Genomic DNA, 22,163 nt, shown 5'->3' on the forward strand with positions numbered 1-22,163 from the left:
GTTCGATTCTAGGGCCGACCCCCGACAACGTCGGGTTCCCCGGACGTCAGCTGCCCCATCTCCCGCCACCAGGGCACGCCCTCGGTCACGGCGCCGGGGCCGCAGGAGAGGTCGACCCGCTGCCCCGGCCGCGGGAGGGCGAGCACGACGTCGTGGGCGGCGTCGGCCACGGCCCGCTCGGCCGGCTCGGCCCAGGGGTGGAAGCCGAGCACGAACGTCGCCCAGTGGACCGGCAGCATCACCGCGCCGCCGAGGTCGCGGTGCGCCGCCACCGCCTGCTCCGGGGTGGTGTGGATGTCGGGCCAGATGTCGGCGTAGGCGCCGATCGGCAGCACGGTCAGGTCGAACGGCCCGTGCGCCGCGCCCGTGCGGGCGTGCGCCTCCGTCGGCCCGGTGTCGCCGCCGACGTAGACCGCGTGCTCGGGCCCCGCGACCTTCCACGCCGCCCACTGCGTGGTGTTGCGGCGGAACCCGCGCCCGGAGAAGTGCCGGGCCTCGAGGCACGTCAGCGCCAGCCCGGCGACCTCGACGACACCGTCCCAGTCGGCCTCGACGATCCGCGCGGCCGGCACGCCCCAGAACCGCAGGTGGGCGCCGACCCCCACCGGCGCGACGAGCACGGCGCCGGTGTCGCGGGCGAGCGCGCTAACCGTCCGGCGGTCGAGGTGGTCGTAGTGGTCGTGGGTGAGCAGGACGACGTCGACCTCGCCGATCCCCGCGAGCGTCGCGGGCGGCGGGTGCAGCCGCCGGGGACCGAAGCCCGGCACGGGCGAGGTCCGTTCCGACCACACCGGGTCGACGAGCAGGCGGCGGCCGTCGACCTCGAGCAGGACGCTCGCGTGCCCCAGCCACGTCACCGCGAGGGCGGCGCGCTCCCGGCGCGGCTCGTGCTGCGCGAGCGGCACCGGGACCGACGGCGTGCCGTCGGGACGGCGGGAGAGCAGCATCGTCGCCAGCTGGCGGTAGGTCAGATCCGGCCGCGGGAGGCCGCGCTCCCGGTTGGCGAAGGACCCGCCAGGCGCGTGCGGCGAGCGGAGCGCGATCCGTCGCAGCGTCGCGCGGCGCGCCCCCATGTTGCGGCGCACGTGCGCGCCGAACCCACCCCCCGCGAGCGCGGCGACGGTGAGCACACCCAGCAGGACGGCGCGGATCGCACGGAGCACGATCCCCACCGTACGGAGACGATCACGCGGTCGGGGCCGGTTCCCCCACGGGGTGGACGGTCGGGGGCTCCGCGTCGCCGGCGCCGACACCGCGGGGTCGGGGACGCGCGCGCCAGGGCCGCGCGTCCCACCGCGCGTGCCACTCCGCGGTCGCGATCAGCGGCAGGAAGCCCGCCCAGAAGTCGTTCATGAGGTCCCACAGGGGCGGTGCGTCGCACGGCGCCTCGAACAGCGTGGCCCGCCCGGCGAACCCGGCCACCAGCTCGCGGGCGAGCCAGGCCGGGTCGGCCTCGGGTCGCAGCAGGCCCTCGCGGCGGGCGCGCCGCAGCAGGTCTTCGGCCTGCTCGCACCACCAGCCCGTCATGGCCCCCAGGGTCGGGGTGGCCACGACCTTGTCCCGCAGCACCCGTCCGGCACCGCGCACCACCGGGTCGTCGAGGCGGACGGTGACGGCGTCGGTCAGCAGGACGAGGGCTTCCAGGCCGTCGCGCGCCGCCGCCTCCACCGCGGTCGTGACGTCGTCCCACGAGTCGCCCATGGCCTCGACCAGCGCCTCGGCGACCGCCTGCTTCGAGGCGAAGTGGAAGTAGAAGGCGCCCTTGGTCGCGGCACCGTCGCCCACGAGCTCGCTCAGCGCCGTGCCGTGGAACCCCTGCGCCGCGAACCGCTCCCCCGCCGACACGAGCAGCGCCCGCCGCGTGGCCAGGGACCGCGCCTGCTGCGGGGGCCGCCGGCCGTCACCGGTCGTCGCCGCCATCGGACTCCTCCCCTCGCCCGACACCAGCATCCTCCCACCGTCTTGTCCGGGGGCATACCGCTCGGTACTTTTCGGGTGGGCGCGCACGGCGAGGGCGCGTCCGGCGTCGGGGGTGGCGTCGCCGGGCCGGGGGGCCGGCGACGCCGCGCCCCGCCTCAGCGCTCGATGAGCCGCATCTGGTCCTCGGTGTGGTGCCCGCCCTCGGCCGGGGGCAGCGCGTCGAGGCGTCGCCGCTGGTCGGCCGTGAGCTCGACGGCGTCCGCGGCGGCGTTCTCCTCCAGCCGGGCGACGCGCTTCGTGCCGGGGATCGGGACGATGTCGTGCCCCTTGCCCAGCAGCCAGGCCAGGGCGACCTGGCCCGGGGTGGCGCCGGCCTCGGCCGCGACGGCGCCGACCTCGTCGGCGAGGGCGAGGTTGCGCCGGAACGCTTCGCCGACGAAGCGGGGGTTGTCCCGGCGGAGGTCGCCGTCGGCGAAGTCCTCGACCGAGCGGATCTGCCCGGTCAGGAATCCCCGGCCCAGCGGCGAGTAGGCGACCAGCCCGATCCCGAGCTCCCGCAGCACCGGCAGGAGCTCCTCCTGGTCGCGGGTGAACAGCGAGTACTCGGACTGCAGCGCCGTGATCGGGTGGGTGGCCTGCGCGCGGCGCAGGGTGTCGGCCCACGCCTCCGAGAGCCCGAGGTGGCGGACCTTCCCGGCCGTGACCAGCTCGGCCATCGCGCCGACGGTCTCCTCGATCGGTGTCCGCGGGTCGACCCGGTGCTGGTAGCAGAGGTCGATGTGGTCGACGCCCAGCCGGCGCAGCGACCCGTCGACGGCCGTGCGGATGCTCTCCGGGCTGGAGTCGGCGCCGTCGCGGCCGGTGTGGGAGATCATCCCGAACTTGGTGGCCAGCACGACCTCGTCGCGCCGGCCGCGGATCGCCCGCCCGACGAGCTCCTCGTTGGTGTAGGGGCCGTAGACCTCGGCGGTGTCGATCAGCGTGACGCCGAGGTCGAGCGCGCGGTGGACAGTGCGGATCGATTCGTCGTCGTCGCTGCCCGCCCCGGTGTAGGCGTGGGACATCCCCATGGCCCCGAGGCCGATGCGGCCGACCTCGAGGTCGCCCAGCTGCGCGTTCCTCATCGCGGTGCCTCCCGTGCGGGTTGCGGCGGTGCCACCCGCGGGAGTGCGAGGTGGCCGGTGACGACGGTGGTGGTGGCCCCGCCGATCCAGGTGTCGGTGCCGACCTGCTCGACGTGCACCCGGCCCCGGCGCCGCCGCCGCGCGCCCTGAGCGGCGACGTAGCGGCGCGGGAGGTGGCCGTCGGCGATCAGCCACCCGGCGAAGCCCGCCTGGAGGCTGCCCGTGACGGGGTCCTCGCGCACGGCACCGGAGTCGCCGATGAAGGCGCGGACCTCGAGCGCGACCTCCGCACCCGCCGGGTAGGTGCTCGCGACACCCACGGACGTGAACCCGGCGAGCGTCCGCGGCGACAGCGCGAGGACCACCTCCGGGTCGGGCAGCAGCAGCCCGACCCAGCCGGGGCCGTTGTCGATCCAGCGGGCCGTCACCGCCGCCGGGTCCGGGAGGCCGAGCGCGTCGAGCAGCGGGGCGAGGGCCTCCGGGTCGACCGGGCCGCCGCGGACCAGCGGCGGGGCGGCGAACGCGAGCCGGTCGCCGACCCGGCGCAGCCGCACGGTGCCGACCCCGCACTCCTGGACGAGCTCGTCGGGGTCGCGCGGGACGCCGCCCGCCTCGAGCCAGGCGTGGGCCGAACCCAGGGTGGGGTGCCCGGCGAAGGGCAGCTCCCGGTCCGGGGTGAAGATCCGCAGGCGGTAGTCGGCCGCGGGGTCGGTGGCCGGGAGCAGGAACGTGGTCTCGCTGAGGTCGGTCCACCGCGCGAGGGCGGCCATCGTGTCGTCGTCGAGGTCGGCGGCGTCGTGGAGGACCGCGACCGGGTTCCCCGTGACGGGGCCGTCGCCGAACACGTCGACCTGCCGGAAGCCGTGCCGGGCTGCCGCGTCGCCGAGGGGCACGGGGCCACTCTAGGACCGGCCGCCCGCACGCAGCAGCTCCCGCACCGCCGCCGCGTCGGGGCACCGCCGGGCGGCCGCCGCCAGGTCCCGGGCCCGGGCCCGGTCGACGTCCCGGACGGCCTGCTTGACGACGCCGACGGCGGCGGGCGCGACGCTGAGCTCCCGGACACCGAGCCCGACGAGGAGCGCGACGGCCTGCTCGTCGCCCGCGACCTCGCCGCAGACCGCGACGAGGACGTCGTCGCCGGCGCCCTCGACGGTGGCGGCGATCAGCGCCAGCACCCCGGGGTCGAGGGCGTCGGCGAGCCCCGCGAGCTGGTCGTTGCCCCGCTCGGCGGCCAGGGCGTACTGGGTGAGGTCGTTGGTGCCGATCGAGAAGAAGTCGACGAGCGGCGCGAACGCGGCGGCCTTCAGCGCGGCGGCGGGGACCTCGACCATGATCCCGACCCGGAGCCCGTCGGGACGCCCGCGTCCGACCGCCGCGACGGCGTCGTCGAGGGCGCGCCGGGCCGCGACCAGCTCGTCGAGGGCCGCGACCATCGGGAACATCACGTCGACCGGGTGGTCGTGGGCGACCCGCACGATCGCCCGCAGCTGGTCGGCGAGCAGCACCGGGCGGGCGAGCGCCAGCCGGATCCCCCGGACCCCCAGGAACGGGTTGGCCTCGGCGGCCATCGGCAGGTAGTCGAGGGGCTTGTCGCCGCCGACGTCGAGGGTCCGCAGCGTGATCCGCCGCCCGCCCATGGCCTCCGCGATCGCCCGGTAGGCCGCCTCCTGCTCGTCGACCGACGGCGCCTCGCGCCGGTCGAGGAACCCGAACTCGGTGCGCACCAGCCCCGCGAGGTCGGCCCCGGCCACCGCGTCCGCGGGCGCGCCGACGTTGACCCCGACCAGCACGGTCGTCCCGTCGCGGGTGACCGCCGGCTCGTGGGCCCGGCGCGCCGCCTCGGCGCGGTGCCCGGCCAGCGCGTCGGCGCGGGCGCGGAAGTCGGCGAGGGTCGACGGGTCGGGGTCGACGACGACCTCGCCGGTGGCGCCGTCGACGGCCAGCAGGGCCGCCTCCCGCGCCCGCGTCGCGAGCGCCGCGCCGACGCCGACGACCGCCGGGACACCGCGGGCACGCAGCAGGATCGCGGCGTGCGCGGTGGGGCTGCTCCCGGCGAGGACGACGGCGGGCGTGCGGTCCGGGTCGAGCACGGCCGCCTCGGCGGGTGTCAGCTCGTCGGCGACGAGGACGCCGTCGCCCGCTCCGTCCGAGGCAGACACCCCGCCCAGTGCCCGCAGCACCTGGTCGCGCACGTCGCGCACGTCGGCGGCCCGGGCGCGCAGGTACTCGTCGACGGCCGCCGCCATCCGCCCCGCGACCTCGTCGAGGGCGTCCGCCCAGGCCCGCGCGGCGTCCGCGCCGGCGTCGGTCCGGGCGGCGACGTCGGCGAGCACCTCCGGGTCGTCGAGCAGCAGCAGCTGCGCGTCGAAGATCGCCGCCTCGGCCCCGCCGATCTCGCGGGCCGCCCGGTCGCGCACGGCCCGCAGGTGGTTGCGGACGCCGGCGCGGGCGTCCTCGAGACGGGCGCCCTGGTCCCCCGGCACCGGCGCGGGCACGCTCACCCCCGCCGCACCCGTCGCCCGCGCCGGCCCGATCCCGATGCCCGGCGAGGCGGGGACCGGGCGCCCGGTGGTCACGGGCGCCGGCGCCACCACGGGCTCGGCGGACTCCCCGAAGTCGTCGGCGGCGAGCGCCCGCAGGCGCCGGAGCGCCTCGGCCGCGTCGGCACCACGCGCCCGCACCGCGATCTCGTGGCCCTGCAGCGCGCCGAGCGTGGCCACCCGCGACAGGCTCGCGCCGGAGACCTCCGGCCCGTCGAGGGTCGCGTTGCGCAGCCGGACGTCGGCGTCGAGGCCGCGCAGCGCCTGCACGAGCGCCGCCCCCGGCCGCGCGTGCAGCCCGTGCGGTATCCCGACGGTGAGGGTGCCGGTCTCCTCGTCCCCGGCCGCGGAGGGCTCGGGCGCCGGCTCCGCGGAGCCGGACCCCAGGTGGCCCGACTTGGCCAGCAGCGCGTCCGACGCCTCGGCCGCGACCTCGGCGGTCGAGGCCCCGCCGGCGGCGCTGACCGCGGCCACGACCAGGCCCTCGACCAGCGGCGCCGGGCACAGCACGGCACGCTCGCGGACGTCGTCGTCGACCAGTTCGAGCGCGAGCTCGGCCGAGAGGACGGCGCTGCCGAGGTCCATCAGCACCACGACGCCCTCGCCCTGGTCGGCGCTGGTCAGGGCCTCGCTGATGGCCACGGCGTCGGTGCCGAAGCCCCCGTCGTCGGCCCCGGCGGCGACCGCGATCGGCCCGCCCCCGCCGTGGAGCATCTCCCCGGCCAGGGCCACCGCCGCGTCGGCGAGGGCCCGGCTGTGGGAGACCACGACGATCCCGACCGTCACGCGCCCTCCTGCTCCGCGACCGCCGTGGCCGCCGCGGCGACGAGGAGGGCGGCCGACGTGGCGCCCGGGTCCTGGTGGCCGGCGCTGCGCTCGCCGAGGTAGCTCGCCCGGCCCTTGCGGGCGACCATCGGGGTGGTGGCGTCACGGCCCTCGTCGGCGGCCGCCGACGCCGCGCGCAGCGCCTCCGCCGGCGAGCGGCCCGAGGCCAGCGCGGCGTCGAGCGCGTCCAGCGCCGGGGTGAGGGCGTCGACCATCGTCTTGTCGCCGGGCTCGGCCTTGCCGCGCGCGACCACGCCCTCGAGCCCCGCCCGCAGCGCCTTCGCGAACGTCTCCGGGTCGAGGGTCGCGGCGCCGCCGGTGGCCGGGGCCATGCGCAGGAACAGCGTCCCGTAGAGCGGGCCGCTCGCGCCCCCGACCGACTTCACCAGCGTCATCCCGGCCTGCTTGAACAGCGCCGCCGGGTCCGACGCCGGCGTCGCGTCCAGGCCCTCGACGACCGCCGTCATGCCGCGGTGCATGTTGGCGCCGTGGTCGGCGTCGCCGATGGCGGCGTCGAGGGCGGTCAGGGCGTCGCGCTGCTCGGCGACGGACGCGGCGAACGTCCGCAGCCAGCGCTGGAGGGTGTCGAGGTCGACGTCCCCCATCACATGCCCCAGCGCAGGGCGGACGTGGCGACCGGGGCGTCCCAGAGCCGCAACATGTCGTCGTCGAGGCGCGTGATCGACACCAGGCACCCGGCCATGTCGAGGCTGGTGACGTACGGGCCGACGAGGGTGCGGACCGGGACGATGCCGGCCTTGTCGAGCAGGGCGGCGATCTCGTTGTACATCAGGTACAGCTCGAGCTGCGGGGTCGCGCCCATGCCGTTGACGAACACGAACACGCCCTCGCCGCCGGTGAAGTCGCGGTCGGCCAGGATCGGGTCGACGAGCATCTCGGCGATGTCGTGGGCGGAGGCGAGCGGGACCCGGCGCCGTCCGGGCTCGCCGTGGATCCCGATGCCGATCTCGATCTCGTCGTCGGGCAGGTCGAAGGTCGGGCTGCCCTTGGCCGGGACCGTGCAGGACGTCAGGGCCATGCCCATGCTGCGCGAGGCGTCGTTGACCCGGCGGGCGAGGTCGGCGAGCTCGGACAGGCCGCGGCCCTGGTCGGCGGCGGCGCCGACGATCTTCTCGACGGCGATCGCGGCGCCGGTCCCCCGCCGCCCGGCGGTGAACAGGCTGTCCTCGACCGCGACGTCGTCGTTCATGACGACCGCCTCGACCTGCGTGTCGGTCTCCGCCGCGGCGAGCTCCGCGGCCATGTCGAAGTTCATGACGTCGCCGGTGTAGTTCCACACCAGGTGCAGCACCCCGGCGCCCCCGTCGATGTTCTTCGTCGCCTCGGCCATCTGGTCGGGCACCGGGGACGTGAAGACCTCGCCCGCGCAGACGGCGTCGAGCATCCCCGGCCCGATGAACCCCGCGTGCGCGGGCTCGTGCCCCGAGCCGCCGCCCGAGAGCAGGCCGACCTTGCCGGACACCGGCGCGTCGGCGCGGTAGAGGATGCGGTTCTCGTGGTCGATCCGCAGCTCGGGGTGGGCGCGGGCGACCCCGCGCAACGATTCGGCGACCAGGTTGGCCGGGTCGTTGAGCAGCTTCTTCATGGTCCGCTCCGGGGACGGGAGCCCGGTGGTCGGGCTCGTCGGTCAGGGTCAGGCGCAGCAGTGATTGTCACTCCGTCGGATGACCTCGGGGAGGGTTCGTTCGGCGGTGGACGCTGGACCGCGACCTGCTACGGTCCCTCCTACTGGTTGCAATCCACAATCACTCAGGAGCGACGATGTCCGACACCACCTGCCACATGTCGATCTCCCTCGACGGCTTCGTCGCCGGGCCGGACCAGAGCCGTGACGACCCGCTCGGCAAACGGGGCAAGGAGCTGCACGGCTGGCACATCGGCGACCCGCGGGCGACCGAGGCCGACGAGACCGCGACCGGCTGGCTGATGCGCCCCCGCGGGGCCTACGTCATGGGCCGGAACATGTTCGGGCCGGTCCGCGGCGCCTGGGACGAGGACTGGCGCGGCTGGTGGGGCGACGAGCCGCCCTACCACGCACCGGTGTTCGTGCTGACCCACCACGCGCACGAGCCCATCGAGATGGCGGGCGGGACGACCTTCCACTTCGTCACCGACGGCTTCGACGCCGCCTACGCACGGGCGCGCGAGACCGCGGGCGACCGGGGCGTCGACATCGCCGGGGGCGCCTCCACCGTCCGCCAGGCCCTGGTCGCGGGCGTCGTCGACGAGCTCACCCTGGACATCGCGCCCGTGCTGCTCGGCTCGGGCGAGCGGATGTTCGACGGCGTCGGCTCCTTCGACTTCGAGCCCGTCGAGGTCCTGCACTCGCCGCTCACGACCCACATCCGCTACCGGCGGACCGCCGCGCAAATGTAGGGTTATTCGGGTGGCAGCGAGATCCCCGGCGAGGTTGGACCGGACGGGGGCCGCGCCGCTGTGGTCGCAGCTGCAGGACGACCTGCGCGGGCGGATCGGGCGGGGCGAGTTCGACGGCGCGTTCCCGGGCGAGCTGGCGCTCGTGGCGCCGGACCGTCGTGCGGGGCGACCGGGCGTGACCCCGGGAGGCCGTCGATGAGCACCGCACTGCTGCCGGCCGGGGGCCGGGGTGCCGGCCGCCCCGTCACGTGGTCGTGCCACTGGGAGACCGGGCTGGATCCCGGAGACCACGAGGCGGTCGCCGGCCTGCTCCGGCAGAGCTACGCCGGGACGACCACGACGTTCGGGCGCGGCCACAGCTGGGCCGGCGCGCGCCCGGAGCTGCGCGTCCTGGGACACCAGGACGGCGAGCTCGTGGCGCACGCCGGGCTGGTGCGCCGGTTCCTGCGCGCCCCCGACCACGACGCCTCCGTGCTCGTCGGCGACGTCGGGCTCGTGGCGGTGCACCCCGGGCGCCAGGGGCAGCGCCTCGGCGCCGCCCTCATGGACGCCGTCGCCACCTCGCTCGAGGGGCTCGACGTGCCGTTCGGGTTCCTCACCTGCGACCCCGACGTGCGGGCCTTCTACGAGCGCTGCGGCTGGACCGCGCTGCTCGGGCACCCCGTGCGCTCGATCCGCGTCGACCAGGCCCTCGAGGACGACCGGCGCAACGGCATGCTCCTGCCGGTGCGCCGGCCCGTCACGGAGTGGCCGTCCGGACCGGTCGAGCGCAACGGTCAGGAGATCTGAGCCCAGGAGATCGGACCGCTGCCGTCGAGGACGGTGACGCTCCCGTCGTCCGCCACGACCAGCCCGGTGCGCCCGACCCGCCGGCGCAGCCACGCCGCCGCGTCCGCGCCCTGCGCGAAGGCCGCCGTGGCGTCGATGTCGGCCCAGGTCAGCGACCGGTGGACGACGGTCACGGCGGCGACGTCCGCGGGCGGGCGACCGGTCCGGGCGTCGACGACGTGGGCGCCGCGGTGGGCCGTGCCGGAGGTCGCGACGGCGCCGTCGCGCAGGGGGACGGTGGCCAGGATCCGGCAGGGGTCGTGGGGGTCCTCGATCCCGATGCGCCACGGCCGGTCCGGGTCCTCCGCGCGGCCGAGGACGTCGCCGCCCGCCGCGACGCAGAAGTCGGTGTCGTCGAGCGCGCGCAGCGCGGCCGCGGCGCGCTCGACGGCCCAGCCCTTGACCACGCCGCTGGGGTCGAGCCGCCGGCGCCCGTCGGGGTCGCGGCGCCACGCGGAGAAGGCGCCGCCGGAGGCCCGCTCGGCCCGCTCGGCCAGCGCCAGGACCTCCCCCACCTCGGGCGGCGCCGCGTCGAGCGTGAGCTCGCCCCGGTCGAGACGGGAGACGGCGGAGTCGGGCCGGTAGGTGCTGAACACCCGGTCGGCGTCGTGCAGGGAGGCCATCACCGCGCGCCACGCCGCGCGCCCGGCGGCGTCGCCGGCGTGGCGCCCGCGCAGGGCGAGGCTCACCGGCAGACCCATGACGTGCTCGACGTGCCGGACGACGCGGGACCCCGTCGCGGCGGTCACGCCGCGTGCGCCTGGTCGAGGGCGCTCTGCAGCGACTCCAGGTACCCGGTGCTGGTCACGGTGGCCCCGCTGACCATGTCGATGTCCGCGCCCTGGGCCTGCAGCGTTTCGTCGACCAGCGTCGGCACGGCGTCCGCGTTGATCGCGCGGTCCTTGGCGTTGCCGCTCGGCGCCTCGACGACGTCGACGGCGGTGATCCGCCCGTTCGCGACCGTGATCCGGGTCTGCACCGGGCCCCAGCGGGTATCGGCCGCGTCGCCGGTGAACTGGCCGGCGCGCAGGGCGGCCGCGCCGGCGGTGGACGGGGAGCCGGTGGTGGGCGGCGTGCTGGTCGTGGTGGGGGCGGCGGCGCGCGGTGTCGTCGGGTCGGTCGCCGTCTCGTCGGGGAGCGCCGACGAGGTGGAGGTCTTGTAGCCGAAGAGGAGGACCACCGTGCTGACGGTGGTCAGGAACCACAGCAGGATGCGGCGCATCGGTCGGGTCACCAGCCGAAGGTCTCGGAGTGGACGCGGTCGGTCGGGGTGCCGGCCGCGGTGAGGGTCTGCCGCACGAGGCGGGTCCACGGGTCGGGGCCGCAGACGTAGACGTCGCGCTGGGCGATGTCGGGGACGCGGGCCCGCAGCGCGGTGAGGTCGTCGGCGCGGTGCAGCGGCCCGCCGGTGCACGCGCCGAGCCAGGAGTCGGCGGCCCGGCGGGGTCCGGGCAGCGGGACCAGGCCGATGCCGTGCTCCCGGGCCAGCGCGGTGAACTCGCGGGCGAACAGCGGCTCGTCGGTGAAGCGGTGCAGCACCACCACGTCCCGCCCGGCGGCGCCGAGCTCCTCGGCGAGGGCGCGCAGCGGCGTGATCCCGACCCCGGCACCGATGAGGGCGACGCCGGCGCCCGCGCCGGCCCGGTCGGACAGCCGCCCGAACGGCCCCTCGACCAGCGCCCGGGTGCCCGCCCGGACCCGGCGCAGCGCCCGGCTGCCGTCCCCCAGGTCCTTGACGGTGATCCGCAGGCTGCGGCCGTCGGGGGCCGCCGACAGCGAGTACGGGTGAGCGCGGGTCCAGCCCGGACCGGTGAGGAAGCGCCAGGCGAAGAACTGGCCGGCGCGCACGTCGAGCTCGGCGAGGTGCCGCCCGGTGAGGGTCACCGACACGCACCCGTCGCCCTCGTCGACCACCCCGGTGACCACGAGCCGGTGGCGCAGGCTGCGCCGCAGCGGCAGCGCCACCCGCCAGACGAGGACCGCGCCCGCGGCGGTCGCCCACAGCGTCCACCAGAACACCGCGCGCGCCGTGGAGGCCAGGAACTCCTGCCCGGTCCAGAGCTGGTGGGGCAGGGCCAGACCGACGCCGAGGTAGGCGTAGAGGTGCAGGAGGTGCCACGACTCGTAGCGCAGCCGCGCGCGGGCCGCCCGGACGCTCGTGACGACCACCATCACCAGGCACGCGGTGCCCGCGACGGCGAGGAGCATGCCCGGGTAGTCGACGGTCAGGTCCCACGCCTCGCCGGGCACGCGGGCGAGGTCCCCCGCCGCGTAGCCCCAGGTGATGAGCCCGATGTGGGCGAGCATCCCGGTGAACGACGTGAACCCGACGAGCCGGTGGATCCGGGCGAGGTGGTCCTGCCCGAAGGCCCGCTCGAGCAGGGGCACGCGGGCCATGAGGATCACCTGCACCAGCAGGAGCACCGAGGCGAGCAGGCCGGTCAGGCGGCCCAGCGAGTCCAGCCCGGACTCCCAGCCGCCGAGGTCGGTGAGGCCGCCGCCGGTCGCCCACCAGAACGCGACGAGCGTCAGCGACGCGCAGAGCAGGGCCTCGGCGGCGAGCCGGGACCGGCGGTCCCGCGCGGCCGGGCCCGGGCGCCGGGCGTGGGTCGTCGGACGGTCGAGGGTGGCGGTCACGGGCACCACGGTGATCGCGCCGGGTGAAGCGCCGACGTGGCCGGGGTCGGAGTCCGGTAAGAGCCGGGGGACGTCTACGCCGGGGACGGGTCGCGGGCGGCGGGCCGCAGCCGCTCGGCCGCCACGGAGAACCCGACCGTCGTGCCGCCCCCGGGCGGGGTGGAGACGAAGGCGTCGCCGCCGTGGCCCTCGGCGACGTCGCGGACGATCGCGAGCCCCAGCCCCGAGCCGGGCAGGCCGCGCGCGGCGTCGGCGCGGTAGAACCGGTCGAACACCCGCGCGGCGTCCCCGGGGGCGATCCCCGGCCCGCGGTCGGTGACCGTCGTCGTCCCGCGCCGGACGCGCACGACCACGTCCTCCGTGCCCCCGGCGTCGAACTTCACCGCGTTCTCCAGCAGGTTGCCCACGGCCCGCTCGAGCGCCCCGCGCCGTCCCCGCACCCGCGAGCCGTCGTCGTCGACGACGACGCGGCGCCCGCTGCGCCGGCCCACCCGCTCCGCGGCCCGCGCCGCCACCTCGCCCAGCGCGACGTCCTCCTCGGGTTCCTCGCTGCGCCGCGAGAGGGCGAGCGCGACGAGCTCCTCGACGAGGTCGGACAGCTCCCGGGTCTCGCCCTGCAGGTCGGCGACCAGCCGGTCCCGGGCGTCCGGGGAGAGCTCGTCGAGCCGGCGCAGCACGCTGGCGTTGGTGCGCAGGCTGGTCAGGGGGGTCCGCAGCTCGTGTGCCGCGTCCTGCACCAGGCGGTCCTGGGCGTCGCGGGCCGCGGCCAGTCGGGAGAGCATCGTCGTGAACGACCCGGCGAGCCGGCCCACCTCGTCGCGTCCCCCGACGGGCACCGCGACGTCGATCCGGCCGTGGTCGGCGATGTCCTCGGCGGTCGCGGCCAGCCGCACGAGCCGCCGGGTGATGCGGCGGGCGAGCAGCCAGCCCGCGCCGGCCGCCACCAGCGTCACCACGGCGCTGATCACCGCGATCTCGGTGGCGAGCCCGCTGAGCACCCGGCGGCTCAGGTCGATGTCGATGCCGACCTGCACCGCGCCGCGTCCCTGCCCCAGCGCGGTGGTGCGGACGCGGTAGGCGCCCCGGCCCAGGTCGACCTCGGTGGTCGCGGTCTGCCCCGCGACGCCCCGGGCGGCCAGCAGCCGCGTCGCGTCGTCGACCGGGAGCCGGACCGGCCGGCCGCCGAGGAACGTCACCGCGCCGTCGGGGGCGACCTGCTGGGCGACGAGCGACGGCCCCTCACGGCGCGGGTCGGGGCGGCCGGGCTCGTCGCCGTCGAGACCGTCGCCGTCGGTGGGGGTCGCGGGCGGCAGCGCGCCCAGCACCGCGGTCTGGCCCTCGAGCAGCGCGGTCGTCGCCGCGCCGAGCGACCGGTCGGTCTCGTCGGCGGTGCGCTCCCCCGCCGAGTGGTAGCTGAGGACCCCCACCACCCCGGCCACCAGGACGACGACCAGCGCGAACGCGAGCGCGAGGCGGGTGCGGAGGCTCACGGCCGGCGCACCGTGTAGCCCACGCCCCGCACCGTGTGGATCACCGGTGGCGCCCCGGCCGCCGCGAGCTTGCGGCGCAGGTAGCCGATGTACACCGCGAGGTTCTTCGAGTCCGCGCCGAAGTCGTAGCCCCAGATGCGGTCGTAGACCGTCGCGTGGTCGAGCACGATGCCCTCGTTGCGGACCAGCAGCTCCAGCAGGTCGAACTCGGTCTTGGAGAGCGTCAGCTCCTCCTCGGCCCACCACGCCCGCCGCGCCGCGGGGTCGACGACGAGCGGCCCGACCGCGAGGCGCGCGCCGTCCCCGCCCTCGCCCGGCAGGTACGACGCCCGCCGGAGCAGGGCCCGGAGGCGGGCCAGCAGCTCGTCGAGCTCGAAGGGCTTGGGCTGGTAGTCGTCGGCGCCCGCGTCGAGGCCGGCCACCCGGTCCGCGGTCTCGACGCGCGCGGTGAGCATGAGCACCGGCGTGCGGTCGTCCTCGCCGCGCAGGACGCGGCACACGCCGAGCCCGTCGACGCCCGGCATCATCACGTCCAGCACGAGCGCATCGAAGGCCTCCCGGCGCGCGTGGGTCAACGCCTCGACGCCGTCGGCGACCGTCGTGACCTCGTAGCCCTCGAGCTCGAGCGCGCGGGCCAGCGACTCACGGATCGCACGGTCGTCGTCGGCGACCAGCACGCGGGTGGGCACGCCCCCGTCCTACCCCACGGAGCGGGCGCGCCCGGAGAACCCCCACACGGCGAGCCACACGCTGCCCACCGTGAGGACCAGCGCGCCCGGAACGTGCAGGTAGAGCGTCTCCTCGTCACCGAGGTAGGCCTGCACGAACGTCAGCACGAAGACCACGGCCGACAGCGCCGCCGGCCACGCCGGCGCCGCCCGCAGCCGCCACAGCACGACCGCGGCGATCGTCGTCAGCCCGGACAGGACGTGCAGCACCACGGCCCCGGCCTCGTGCAGCTCGCGGGCCTCGTGGCTGTGCGCCGGCCCGATGATCCCGCCGGCCGTGACGTACTGGACCAGCAGCTCGACCACGGTCAGCACGGCCAGGACCTGGAAGGCGCGCAGCACCCCCGTCGCCCTGCTCGACGTCGTGGTGCGCGCCGGCGCGGTCTGCGTCATCCGTTCGTCCCCTCCTCGCCCGGGCCCGTCGCCGGCCCGCTGGCCCACCCGGCTTCCCGCGGATCACCCGGAACGATCGTCGTCGCGTACGTGAATCCGGTAAGAGCAGGGCGCTAGCGTCGTCGCGCACCCCGCCGTCCCCCCGAACGGAGCTGCTCGTGGCCGTCGCGCAGTCGGGCGTCCTCGCCCTCGGCACGTCCTCGCACGCCTACCTGGAGTTCGACCGGCGTCCCGGCACCACCGACGCGGCGCTGGTCGAGGCGCTCGCCGGCCTCCTCGCCGCGGTCAAGACGACGGGCGCGACGGGTCTCGTCGCCGGGATCCGCCCCGAGCTGTGGGCCGCCGTCGCCCAGGACGATGCCCCCGACGTGCACGGCTACGACGAGCCCGTGGTCGGGCCGGACGGGTTCACGATGCCGGCCACCCAGCACGACGTCGTGCTGTGGGCCACCGGGGGCGGGCGCTCGATCGTCTTCGACGCCACCACCGGTGCCGTCGCGGCCCTCGCCGGGGTGGCCGAGCTCGCCGACGAGACCGTCGCCTGGTCCCACCACCACGACCGCGACCTCACCGGCTTCGAGGACGGCACCGAGAACCCGTCGGCGGCCGAGGCCGTCGGGGTGGTCACCATCCCCGACGGGGAGCCGGGCGCCGGCGGCTCGGTGCTGCTGCTGCAGAAGTGGGAGCACGACAGCGCCACCTGGTACGCGCTGGACCGCACCACCCAGGAGGACGTCATCGGGCGCACCAAGCCCGACAGCGTCGAGCTCGACCCGAAGCCCGACGACGCCCACGCCGCCCGCACCGACCAGGACACCTACGGCCACGTCTTCCGGCGCAACACCGCGTGGGGCGACACCACCGCGCACGGGACGATGTTCGTCGGCTTCTGCGCGCAGCAGCGCCCGCTGGCCGCGATGCTCGACGCTATGGCCGGCAACGACGGGCCCCGCGACGCCCTCACCCGCTACACCACCGCGCTCACCGGCGCGTACTACGTCGTGCCGCCCGCCGACGTGCTCGCCCGGCTCGCGCCGTCCGACGACGAGGGCTGACGGGGACCGACCTACCCCAGCGCCGGCACGATCGCCTCGACGAGGTGCGGGCCCGGCTCGGCCTGCGCCCAGCGCAGCGCGTCGAGCAGCTCCTCGGTGGTCTCCACCCGCCGCGCCGGCACGCCGTAGCCGGTGGCCAGCGCGACGAAGTCCGGGGTCGGGTCGGCGAGGGTGAGCATCCGCCCGGCCCGCCCGGAGTGGGCGGCCTCCCCCGCCCCGGTCCGCGCGAGCTCCACCCGCAGGATCGCGTAGGCCGAGTTGTTGATCAGTACGGTGGTGACGTCGAGCTGCTCGCGGGCCTGCGTCCACAGCGCCTGCAGGGTGTAGAGCGCGCTGCCGTCGGCCTGCACCGCGACCACCGGCCGGTCGGGCGCCGCGATGGCCGCGCCCAGCGCCGCCGGCGGGCCCTGACCGATCGCCCCGCCGGTGAGCGCGAGCTGGGCGTGGGGGGCGGCGGTCTGCAGCGCCGGGGCGAGCAGCGCTCCGGCGGTCAGCGCCTCGTCGATCACGATCGCGCCCTCGGGCAGCGTCGCGGCGACCGCCGCACACAGCGACGCGACGTCCAGGGGGCCGGGTGCGGGCTCGGGCGCGTCGTGCGGTGCGGGCTCGGCCACCGCGTCCGGCGCCACCTCGGCGGCGAGCGCCTCCAGGGCGGCCGCCGCGTCGGACGCCGCGTCCGCCAGCCCCACCACGGCGGTGCCGTCGGGCACGAGGTCGCCGGGCACGCCGGGGTAGCCGAAGAACGAGACGGGGGCGCGCGCCCCCGCCAGCACCAGCGACGACGCGCCCTCGAGCTGGGCGAGCGCCTCCTCGGCGAAGTAGGCGAGCTTGTCGGCCCGGGGGCGCCCGGCGCCGGTGTCCCAGAGGCGCGGGAAGGTCTCGACGATGAGGCGCGCCCCGGTCGCGGCGGCGATGCGGCCCGCCGCGTCCATCGCCGCCGCCGTGAGCGCCGGGCCGCCCAGCAGGATCACCGCGCCGGGCTCGCGCACCGCCTTCGCCGCCGCCGCCACCCGCGACGAGGCCGGCGGGACGGGCAGCGCGGCCGGCAGGGCCGGGGCGAGCGCCCCGCCCTCGGACCACGACACGTCCGCGGGCAGCACCAGCGTCGCGACCTGGCCGCCGTGCTCGGTGGTCGCCGCCACCGCGCGCACCGCGTCGTCGGCGACGTCGCGGGTGTGGCCGCAGGTGTGCACCCACCCCGACACCGCCCCGGCGAGCGCGGTGATGTCGGACTGCAGCGGGGCGTCGTGGTGGACGTGGTCGGTGGCGTGGGCGCCGACCACGCACAGCAGCGGCGTCCCCGCCCGCCGGGCGTTGTGCAGGTTGGCGATGCCGTTGCCGAGCCCCGGCCCCAGGTGCAGCAGCACCGCCGCGGGCCGGCCGGTGATCCGGGCGTGGGCGTCGGCGGCGCCGGTGGCGACCCCCTCGAACAGGGTCAGGACGCCGCGCATCTCCGGGACGCTGTCGAGCGCCTGCACGAAGTGCATCTCGGAGGTGCCGGGGTTCATGAAGCAGACGTCGACACCCGCCCCGACCAGCGAGCCGACCAGTGCCTCGGCGCCCCTCACGCAACGCGCCCGGCGGAGGCGGACCACAACGAGATCGTCATGGGTCCACTCCACACGGTCGCCCGCCCCGGCGGAAGCCGGGGGTGGACGTCAGCCGGCGGGCCGCAGCGACCGGTCCCAGCCCGCGACGTGGACCTCGGCGACCTCGTTGGGGCCGACCTTCCAGCTCGGGTGCCGGTCGAACACGAGCGTGTCGTGGCCCGGCACGATCCGGTCGACGTCGCCGCCGAGGAACCGGTGGATGTCGCCGAAGGTCATGAGCATGTTGTACGTGCTGCCGTTGGTGTAGCCGCTGGGCCACATCTCCTCGACGTTCGAGTACCACATCACCGCGTCCCCGGCGACGACGTACGGGCCGCTCGAGGTCTCCACCGAGACCCACTGCGTACCGAACGTGTGGCCGTCCTTCGAGAGGTGCCCGCGGATGCCGGGGGCCAGCTCCTCGCCGTCGCGGACGAACTTGAGGCGGTGGTCGCGGGCCAGCTCACCGAAGACCCGGGCGTCGTCGCGGTCGAACGACGAGGTGATCCAGCTCTCCTCGCCCAGCGGGGTGTACAGGTCCGGCAGGGCCAGGGCCTGCAGCCAGCCCTGGTACTCGTCCCACTGCACGTACACGTCCGCGTTCGGGAACGCGCCGACGTTGTTGGCGTGGTCGAAGTGCATGTGGGTCAGGAAGATCTTCTCGATCCGGTCCGGCGTCACCCCGACCTTCCCGAGCACCGTCTCCGGCGGCTCCCAGTCGTAGAAGCCGAAGCGGTGGATCCACTTGTCCGCGTGGAAGCCGGCGTCGACCAGGTAGTGGTGGATCCCGTCGTCCTCGCGCGCGGTGACCAGCACGTAGATCATCGGGGAGGCGGAGACGCCCTCGCCGCTGTGGATCGGGACGCCGCCGAAGAACTCGCGGGGCAGGTCCACGTGGGAGAAGCACAGGGGTCGGATCGAGTGGTCCACGGCGTCTCCGCAGGTGCTCCGGGTCGGTTCGGACCCGGAGCGTCCGGCGACGGCGTGGCGCTGTCCAGCGCACCGTCCGGCAGCGCTGGACGGGCGCTGGACGGCCCCGGTCAGTCCGGATCGCGGAGGCCCGCCACCCGCAGCGCGAAGTCGCTGTACTGCTCGGCCACGTCCTGCGCGCTCAGGGCACCGTCGGGCGAGAACCAGCGCGCCACGCTCACACACATCTCCAGCAGGCCGAACGACGCCGTGCGGGGGTCCTCCGCCGCGAGTCGGCCCTGCGCGACGCCCTCCGCGATGAGGGCCCGGACGGCTCGCTCGTGGCGGCGGCGCAGGTCGAGGACCTGCGAGAGGACGGGCTCGGCCAGGCTCGCGACGTCGCGGTTGACGATCAGCGCCTCCCGCCGGTGGGTGGCGTGGCGCAGGGCGTAGACGCGGGCCGCCTCGCGCAGGCGGTCGACCACGTCCGCGCGCCCGTCGACGGCGGCCCCGAACTCCGCCCAGACCTGCTGCGAGGTGTCCAGCACGATCTCCGCCAGCAGCTCCTGCTTGGAGCGCATGTGGTTGTAGAGGCTGGGCGTGCGGATGCCGAGGTGCGCGGCGACCTCGCTGAGCGCCGTGCCGTGGTAGCCCTTCTCGGCGAACAGCGTCGTTGCCGCGTCGCGGACGGCGGCCGGCGTGACGGCCACCCGCTCCCCCGTGGGCGTCGGCGCGGTCACGTCGAGCCCACGATGCGCAGGGCGAAGCGGCTGTACTGGTCGGCCACGGCGTCCGCGGAGAGCTCCCCGTCGTCGGTGAACCAGCGCGCGATGCTCACGCACAGCTCGCGGATCGCGAAGGACGCCAGGGCCGGCGCCCCGACCCGGAACTCCCCCGCGGCGACACCGCGGGTGATCACGGCGCGCAGCGCGTGCTCGTGCTCGCGGCGCCGTGCCTGCATCTCGCCGAACGCCGGCTCCTCCAGGCTGGTGGTGTCGCGGTTGACGACGAGCGCCTCGCGCCGGCGCGTGGCGTGGCGGCACGCATAGGTCCGCGTGGCCCGGCGCAGCTGATCGGCGGGCCGGTCGGCGGGATCGACCACCGCGTGGAAGTCGGCGAGCACCCCGGCCGTCGTGCCGTCCACGATGGTGCGCAGCAGCTCGTGCTTCGACCCCATGTGGTTGTAGAGGCTCGGCGTGCGCACCCCGAGCGTCGTGGCGATCTCGCTGACGGCCGTGCCGTGGTAGCCGCGGGCCGCGAACAGCGTGAGCGCGGCGTCCAGGACCACGTCGGGGGTGAGGGTGGCCCGCACGGACCGCATCTTGCCAGCACGAACGAGCGTTAGCTAGCTTGACCGACGAACGAGCGTTAGTACGCCGGTGGAGGAGGGCGCGATGCTGCGCACCGAACTGATCCGACCCCTCCCCGAGCTGCTCGAGGGCCACGCCGCCGCGCGGCCCGCCAGGGTCGCCTTCCTCGACGACGCGCGGTCGGTGACGTGGGCCGAGCTCGCCACGACGACCCGCAGGCTCGCCGGCCACCTGGTGGCGCTCGGCGTCGCGCCCGGCGACCGCGTTGCGATGGTCATGGGCAACGCGGTCGAGGTCGCGGAGACCTACCTCGCCGTGCCCCGGGCCGGCGCGATCGCGGTGTGCCTCAACCCGGACGCGGCGCCGGCGGAGCTCGAGTACATGCTCGCCGACTCCGGGGCCCGCGCCGTCGTCACCGACACCGCCCACGCCGACCTGGTCGCCGGGCTGGCGGGCCCCGACGTCGCGGTGGTGCTCGCCGGCGGCACCCGGCCGGGGTGGACGACCTACGCCGACCTGCTCGCCCGCGAGCCCGAGGCCCCCGCGCCCGACCCCGACGACCTCGACATCACGGCCTACATGCTCTACACGTCCGGCACGACCGGGCGCCCCAAGGGCGTCGAGCTGAGCCTGCGCAGCTGCCTCTGGGTGGTCGCCGCGTGCTGGGCGCCGATCGTCGGCCTCGGTCCCGACGACGTCGTGCTCTCGGCGCTCCCGCTGTTCCACTCCTACGCCCTCGACCTGTGCGTCCTGGGCGTAGCCGCCACCGGCGCGGGCGAGCGCATCCTGCCGCGCTTCTCCCCCACCCGGATCCTCGAGGAGCTGGGCGGACCGGACCGCCACACCGTCCTGCCCGGCGTCCCCACCGGCTTCTCCTACCTGCTGCAGGCCGCCGGCGACCGCCCGCCGGCGCACCAGCTGCGCCTGGCCGTCTCGGCGGGCGCCATCCTCCCGGCGGCGGTCGACGAGGCCTTCGAGCGCGCGTTCGGGGTGCCGCTGCTCGACGGCTACGGCATCACCGAGACCTCCACGATGGTGGTGATGAACTGGCCGCACGGCACGCGGCCCTACGGCTCGTGCGGCCTGCCGCTGCCGGGCCTCGCGGTCCGGCTGGTCGACCCCGCGACCGGCACGGACGCGCCGCCCGGAGGCGAGGGCGAGCTGTGGGTGCGCGGGCCGGGGGTCATGCGCGGCTACTGGAACAAGCCGGAGCAGACCGCGAGCGTGCTGGTCGACGGCTGGTACCGCACCGGCGACCTCGCCCGGGCCGACGCCGACGGCTACCTGACGATCAGCGGGCGCACCAAGGAGATGATCATCCGGGGCGGCGAGAACCTCTACCCCGCGGAGATCGAGAACGTGCTGCTCGCCGCGTCCGGCGTCGCCGACGCGGCGGTCGTCGGCCGGGCCCACCCCGACCTCGGCGAGGTGCCGGTGGCGTTCGTCGTCCCCGAGGGCGGCGACGGGGCCGACCTCGACGCGGTCGCGGCGTACTGCCGGGAGCGCCTGACCTGGTTCAAGGTGCCCGCGGAGTTCCGCGTCGTCGACGCCATCCCCCGCACCGGCTCGGGGAAGATCCGGCGCTTCGAGCTGGCACGGCTGCTCACCGACGCCGGGGTCACGGCATGAGGATCGGCGACGTCGACATCCGGCCCGTGGCCGACGGCACCGGGCGCGAGGACGCCCGAGAGGTGCTCTCGGTCCCCGGCGAGGACCGCTGGGCCTGCCACCCCGAGCACCTCGACGAGCACGGCGTCCTCGCGCTGGCCCTCGGCGGCTTCCTGCTGCGCACCGGCGACCGGGTCGTGCTCGTCGACGCCGGGGTCGGGCGCATCCGGAACGAGAAGTACGCCGGCGGGGGCTTCCTCGACGCGCTGGCCGCCCACGGCGTCGCGCCCGGGGACGTCACCGACGTGGTGTTCACCCACCTGCACTTCGACCACGTCGGCTGGGCCACCAGCAAGGGTGAGGTCGTCTTCGACCGGGCCACCTACCGCGTCCACGCCGCGGACTGGGAGCACTTCGTCGAGGCCGCCGACGCCGACCCCGGCGCGGTCCGCAAGCTGTCGCCCCTGCGCGACCGGCTGGAGCCCTTCGACACCGCGGTGACGCTGGCGCCCGGCCTCGACGCCCGGCCCACCCCGGGCCACACGCCCGGCTCGACGACCTACGTCGTGTCCGGCGGCGGGCAGCGCGCGCTGCTGATCGGCGACGTCGCGCACTCGGTGGTGGAGCTCGAGGAGCCGGAGTGGGAGGCGGTCTTCGACGTCGACCCGGTCGCCGCCCGCGCGATGCGCAACGCCCTGGCCGACGAGCTCGCCGACACCGACGACCTGGTCGTGCCCGCCCACCTGCCCGGCCTCGTCGGCGGCCGGCTCGTCACGGTCGGCGACCGCCGTCGCTTCGTCGCCGTCTGAT

General features: G+C 76.2%; 23 protein-coding genes. 6 read left to right on the forward strand and 17 right to left on the reverse strand.

What is annotated here, in order from left to right; genetic code table 11:
* Positions 1 to 8: 8 nt before the first annotated feature.
* The 7 genes from ABD994_RS07660 to dhaK all read right to left on the reverse strand — a co-directional run bounded on the left by ABD994_RS07660 (position 9) and on the right by dhaK (position 8,015).
* Positions 9 to 1,163 (reverse strand): MBL fold metallo-hydrolase, encoded by a 1,155-nt coding sequence (locus ABD994_RS07660; protein ID WP_345412553.1) that lies wholly within the window; start codon positions 1,161 to 1,163, stop codon positions 9 to 11.
* A 22-nt stretch (positions 1,164 to 1,185) separates the two neighbouring features.
* Positions 1,186 to 1,920 (reverse strand): TetR family transcriptional regulator, encoded by a 735-nt coding sequence (locus ABD994_RS07665; protein WP_345412555.1) that lies wholly within the window; start codon positions 1,918 to 1,920, stop codon positions 1,186 to 1,188.
* A 155-nt stretch (positions 1,921 to 2,075) separates the two neighbouring features.
* Positions 2,076 to 3,044: an aldo/keto reductase gene (locus ABD994_RS07670; RefSeq protein ID WP_345412557.1), complete on the reverse strand. Its 969-nt coding sequence runs from the start codon at positions 3,042 to 3,044 to the stop codon at positions 2,076 to 2,078.
* Positions 3,041 to 3,937: a PhzF family phenazine biosynthesis protein gene (locus tag ABD994_RS07675; RefSeq protein ID WP_345412560.1), complete on the reverse strand. Its 897-nt coding sequence runs from the start codon at positions 3,935 to 3,937 to the stop codon at positions 3,041 to 3,043. The genes ABD994_RS07670 and ABD994_RS07675 overlap by 4 nt, the downstream gene beginning before the upstream one ends.
* A 9-nt stretch (positions 3,938 to 3,946) precedes the next feature.
* Positions 3,947 to 6,370, reverse strand: a complete 2,424-nt coding sequence (gene ptsP / locus ABD994_RS07680) for a phosphoenolpyruvate--protein phosphotransferase (RefSeq protein ID WP_345412562.1) — start codon at positions 6,368 to 6,370, stop codon at positions 3,947 to 3,949.
* Positions 6,367 to 7,014, reverse strand: a complete 648-nt coding sequence (gene dhaL / locus ABD994_RS07685) for a dihydroxyacetone kinase subunit DhaL (RefSeq protein ID WP_345412564.1) — start codon at positions 7,012 to 7,014, stop codon at positions 6,367 to 6,369. The genes ptsP and dhaL overlap by 4 nt, the downstream gene beginning before the upstream one ends.
* Positions 7,014 to 8,015, reverse strand: a complete 1,002-nt coding sequence (dhaK, locus tag ABD994_RS07690; RefSeq protein WP_345412566.1) for a dihydroxyacetone kinase subunit DhaK — start codon at positions 8,013 to 8,015, stop codon at positions 7,014 to 7,016. Before dhaK ends, dhaL begins: the two co-directional genes overlap by 1 nt.
* Positions 8,016 to 8,191: 176 nt before the next feature.
* Here dhaK and ABD994_RS07695 point away from each other — a divergent pair, with 176 nt between their 5' ends.
* Genes ABD994_RS07695 through ABD994_RS07705 form a run of 3 tightly spaced genes read left to right on the forward strand, consistent with a single transcriptional unit; the run spans position 8,192 to position 9,595 of the window.
* Positions 8,192 to 8,806 (forward strand): dihydrofolate reductase family protein, encoded by a 615-nt coding sequence (locus ABD994_RS07695; RefSeq protein WP_345412568.1) that lies wholly within the window; start codon positions 8,192 to 8,194, stop codon positions 8,804 to 8,806.
* Between the two features lie 10 nt (positions 8,807 to 8,816).
* The gene (locus tag ABD994_RS07700; protein WP_345412571.1) at positions 8,817 to 9,005 is read left to right on the forward strand and encodes a hypothetical protein; all 189 of its coding nucleotides are present in this window, start codon (positions 8,817 to 8,819) and stop codon (positions 9,003 to 9,005) included.
* Entirely contained in the window at positions 9,002 to 9,595 is a 594-nt protein-coding gene (locus ABD994_RS07705) for a GNAT family N-acetyltransferase (RefSeq protein ID WP_345412573.1), read from the forward strand. The genes ABD994_RS07700 and ABD994_RS07705 overlap by 4 nt, the downstream gene beginning before the upstream one ends.
* Here ABD994_RS07705 and ABD994_RS07710 read toward each other — a convergent pair.
* From ABD994_RS07710 to ABD994_RS07735, 6 genes are all read right to left on the reverse strand, one after another.
* A complete protein-coding gene (locus ABD994_RS07710) occupies positions 9,583 to 10,383 on the reverse strand; it encodes an FAD:protein FMN transferase (RefSeq protein ID WP_345412575.1) in 801 nt (266 codons plus the stop codon). The genes ABD994_RS07705 and ABD994_RS07710 overlap by 13 nt on opposite strands.
* On the reverse strand, positions 10,380 to 10,868 hold the full coding sequence (locus ABD994_RS07715) for an FMN-binding protein (RefSeq protein ID WP_345412577.1): 489 nt from the start codon (positions 10,866 to 10,868) through the stop codon (positions 10,380 to 10,382). The genes ABD994_RS07710 and ABD994_RS07715 overlap by 4 nt, the downstream gene beginning before the upstream one ends.
* The gene (locus tag ABD994_RS07720; protein WP_345412579.1) at positions 10,865 to 12,271 is read right to left on the reverse strand and encodes a ferredoxin reductase family protein; all 1,407 of its coding nucleotides are present in this window, start codon (positions 12,269 to 12,271) and stop codon (positions 10,865 to 10,867) included. Before ABD994_RS07720 ends, ABD994_RS07715 begins: the two co-directional genes overlap by 4 nt.
* A gap of 74 nt (positions 12,272 to 12,345) precedes the next feature.
* Positions 12,346 to 13,761 carry a sensor histidine kinase gene (locus ABD994_RS07725; protein ID WP_345412581.1) on the reverse strand — a complete coding sequence of 472 codons (1,416 nt, stop codon included), beginning with the start codon at positions 13,759 to 13,761 and terminating at the stop codon, positions 12,346 to 12,348.
* Positions 13,758 to 14,450, reverse strand: a complete 693-nt coding sequence (locus tag ABD994_RS07730) for a response regulator transcription factor (protein ID WP_345412583.1) — start codon at positions 14,448 to 14,450, stop codon at positions 13,758 to 13,760. Before ABD994_RS07730 ends, ABD994_RS07725 begins: the two co-directional genes overlap by 4 nt.
* Before the next feature lie 9 nt (positions 14,451 to 14,459).
* Complete coding sequence (locus ABD994_RS07735; protein WP_345412585.1) at positions 14,460 to 14,882, reverse strand: hypothetical protein; 423 nt, start codon at positions 14,880 to 14,882, stop codon at positions 14,460 to 14,462.
* A 158-nt stretch (positions 14,883 to 15,040) separates the two neighbouring features.
* Here ABD994_RS07735 and ABD994_RS07740 point away from each other — a divergent pair, with 158 nt between their 5' ends.
* Positions 15,041 to 15,937, forward strand: coding sequence for a Dyp-type peroxidase (locus ABD994_RS07740; RefSeq protein ID WP_345412587.1), 897 nt, complete (start codon positions 15,041 to 15,043; stop codon positions 15,935 to 15,937).
* 11 nt (positions 15,938 to 15,948) lie between these two features.
* On the opposite strand, the gene ABD994_RS07745 is transcribed toward ABD994_RS07740, so the two are convergent.
* The 4 genes from ABD994_RS07745 to ABD994_RS07760 form a co-directional block, all read right to left on the reverse strand.
* Positions 15,949 to 17,505: an acetolactate synthase large subunit gene (locus tag ABD994_RS07745; RefSeq protein ID WP_345412589.1), complete on the reverse strand. Its 1,557-nt coding sequence runs from the start codon at positions 17,503 to 17,505 to the stop codon at positions 15,949 to 15,951.
* 90 nt (positions 17,506 to 17,595) lie between these two features.
* Complete coding sequence (locus ABD994_RS07750) at positions 17,596 to 18,456, reverse strand: MBL fold metallo-hydrolase (RefSeq protein ID WP_345412592.1); 861 nt, start codon at positions 18,454 to 18,456, stop codon at positions 17,596 to 17,598.
* A gap of 110 nt (positions 18,457 to 18,566) precedes the next feature.
* On the reverse strand, positions 18,567 to 19,175 hold the full coding sequence (locus tag ABD994_RS07755) for a TetR/AcrR family transcriptional regulator (RefSeq protein ID WP_345412596.1): 609 nt from the start codon (positions 19,173 to 19,175) through the stop codon (positions 18,567 to 18,569).
* The gene (locus ABD994_RS07760) at positions 19,172 to 19,756 is read right to left on the reverse strand and encodes a TetR/AcrR family transcriptional regulator (protein ID WP_345412598.1); all 585 of its coding nucleotides are present in this window, start codon (positions 19,754 to 19,756) and stop codon (positions 19,172 to 19,174) included. The genes ABD994_RS07755 and ABD994_RS07760 overlap by 4 nt, the downstream gene beginning before the upstream one ends.
* 73 nt (positions 19,757 to 19,829) lie before the next feature.
* Between ABD994_RS07760 and ABD994_RS07765 the strand changes: the two genes are divergently transcribed.
* Both ABD994_RS07765 and ABD994_RS07770 read left to right on the forward strand, forming a co-directional pair.
* Positions 19,830 to 21,374 (forward strand): class I adenylate-forming enzyme family protein, encoded by a 1,545-nt coding sequence (locus tag ABD994_RS07765; RefSeq protein WP_345412601.1) that lies wholly within the window; start codon positions 19,830 to 19,832, stop codon positions 21,372 to 21,374.
* Entirely contained in the window at positions 21,371 to 22,162 is a 792-nt protein-coding gene (locus tag ABD994_RS07770; protein ID WP_345412603.1) for an MBL fold metallo-hydrolase, read from the forward strand. The genes ABD994_RS07765 and ABD994_RS07770 overlap by 4 nt, the downstream gene beginning before the upstream one ends.
* Position 22,163: the final 1 nt, after the last annotated feature.

The sequence above is a fragment of the Actinomycetospora chlora genome, from assembly GCF_039542135.1.
In the GTDB taxonomy this organism is placed as follows: Bacteria; Actinomycetota; Actinomycetes; order Mycobacteriales; family Pseudonocardiaceae; genus Actinomycetospora; species Actinomycetospora chlora.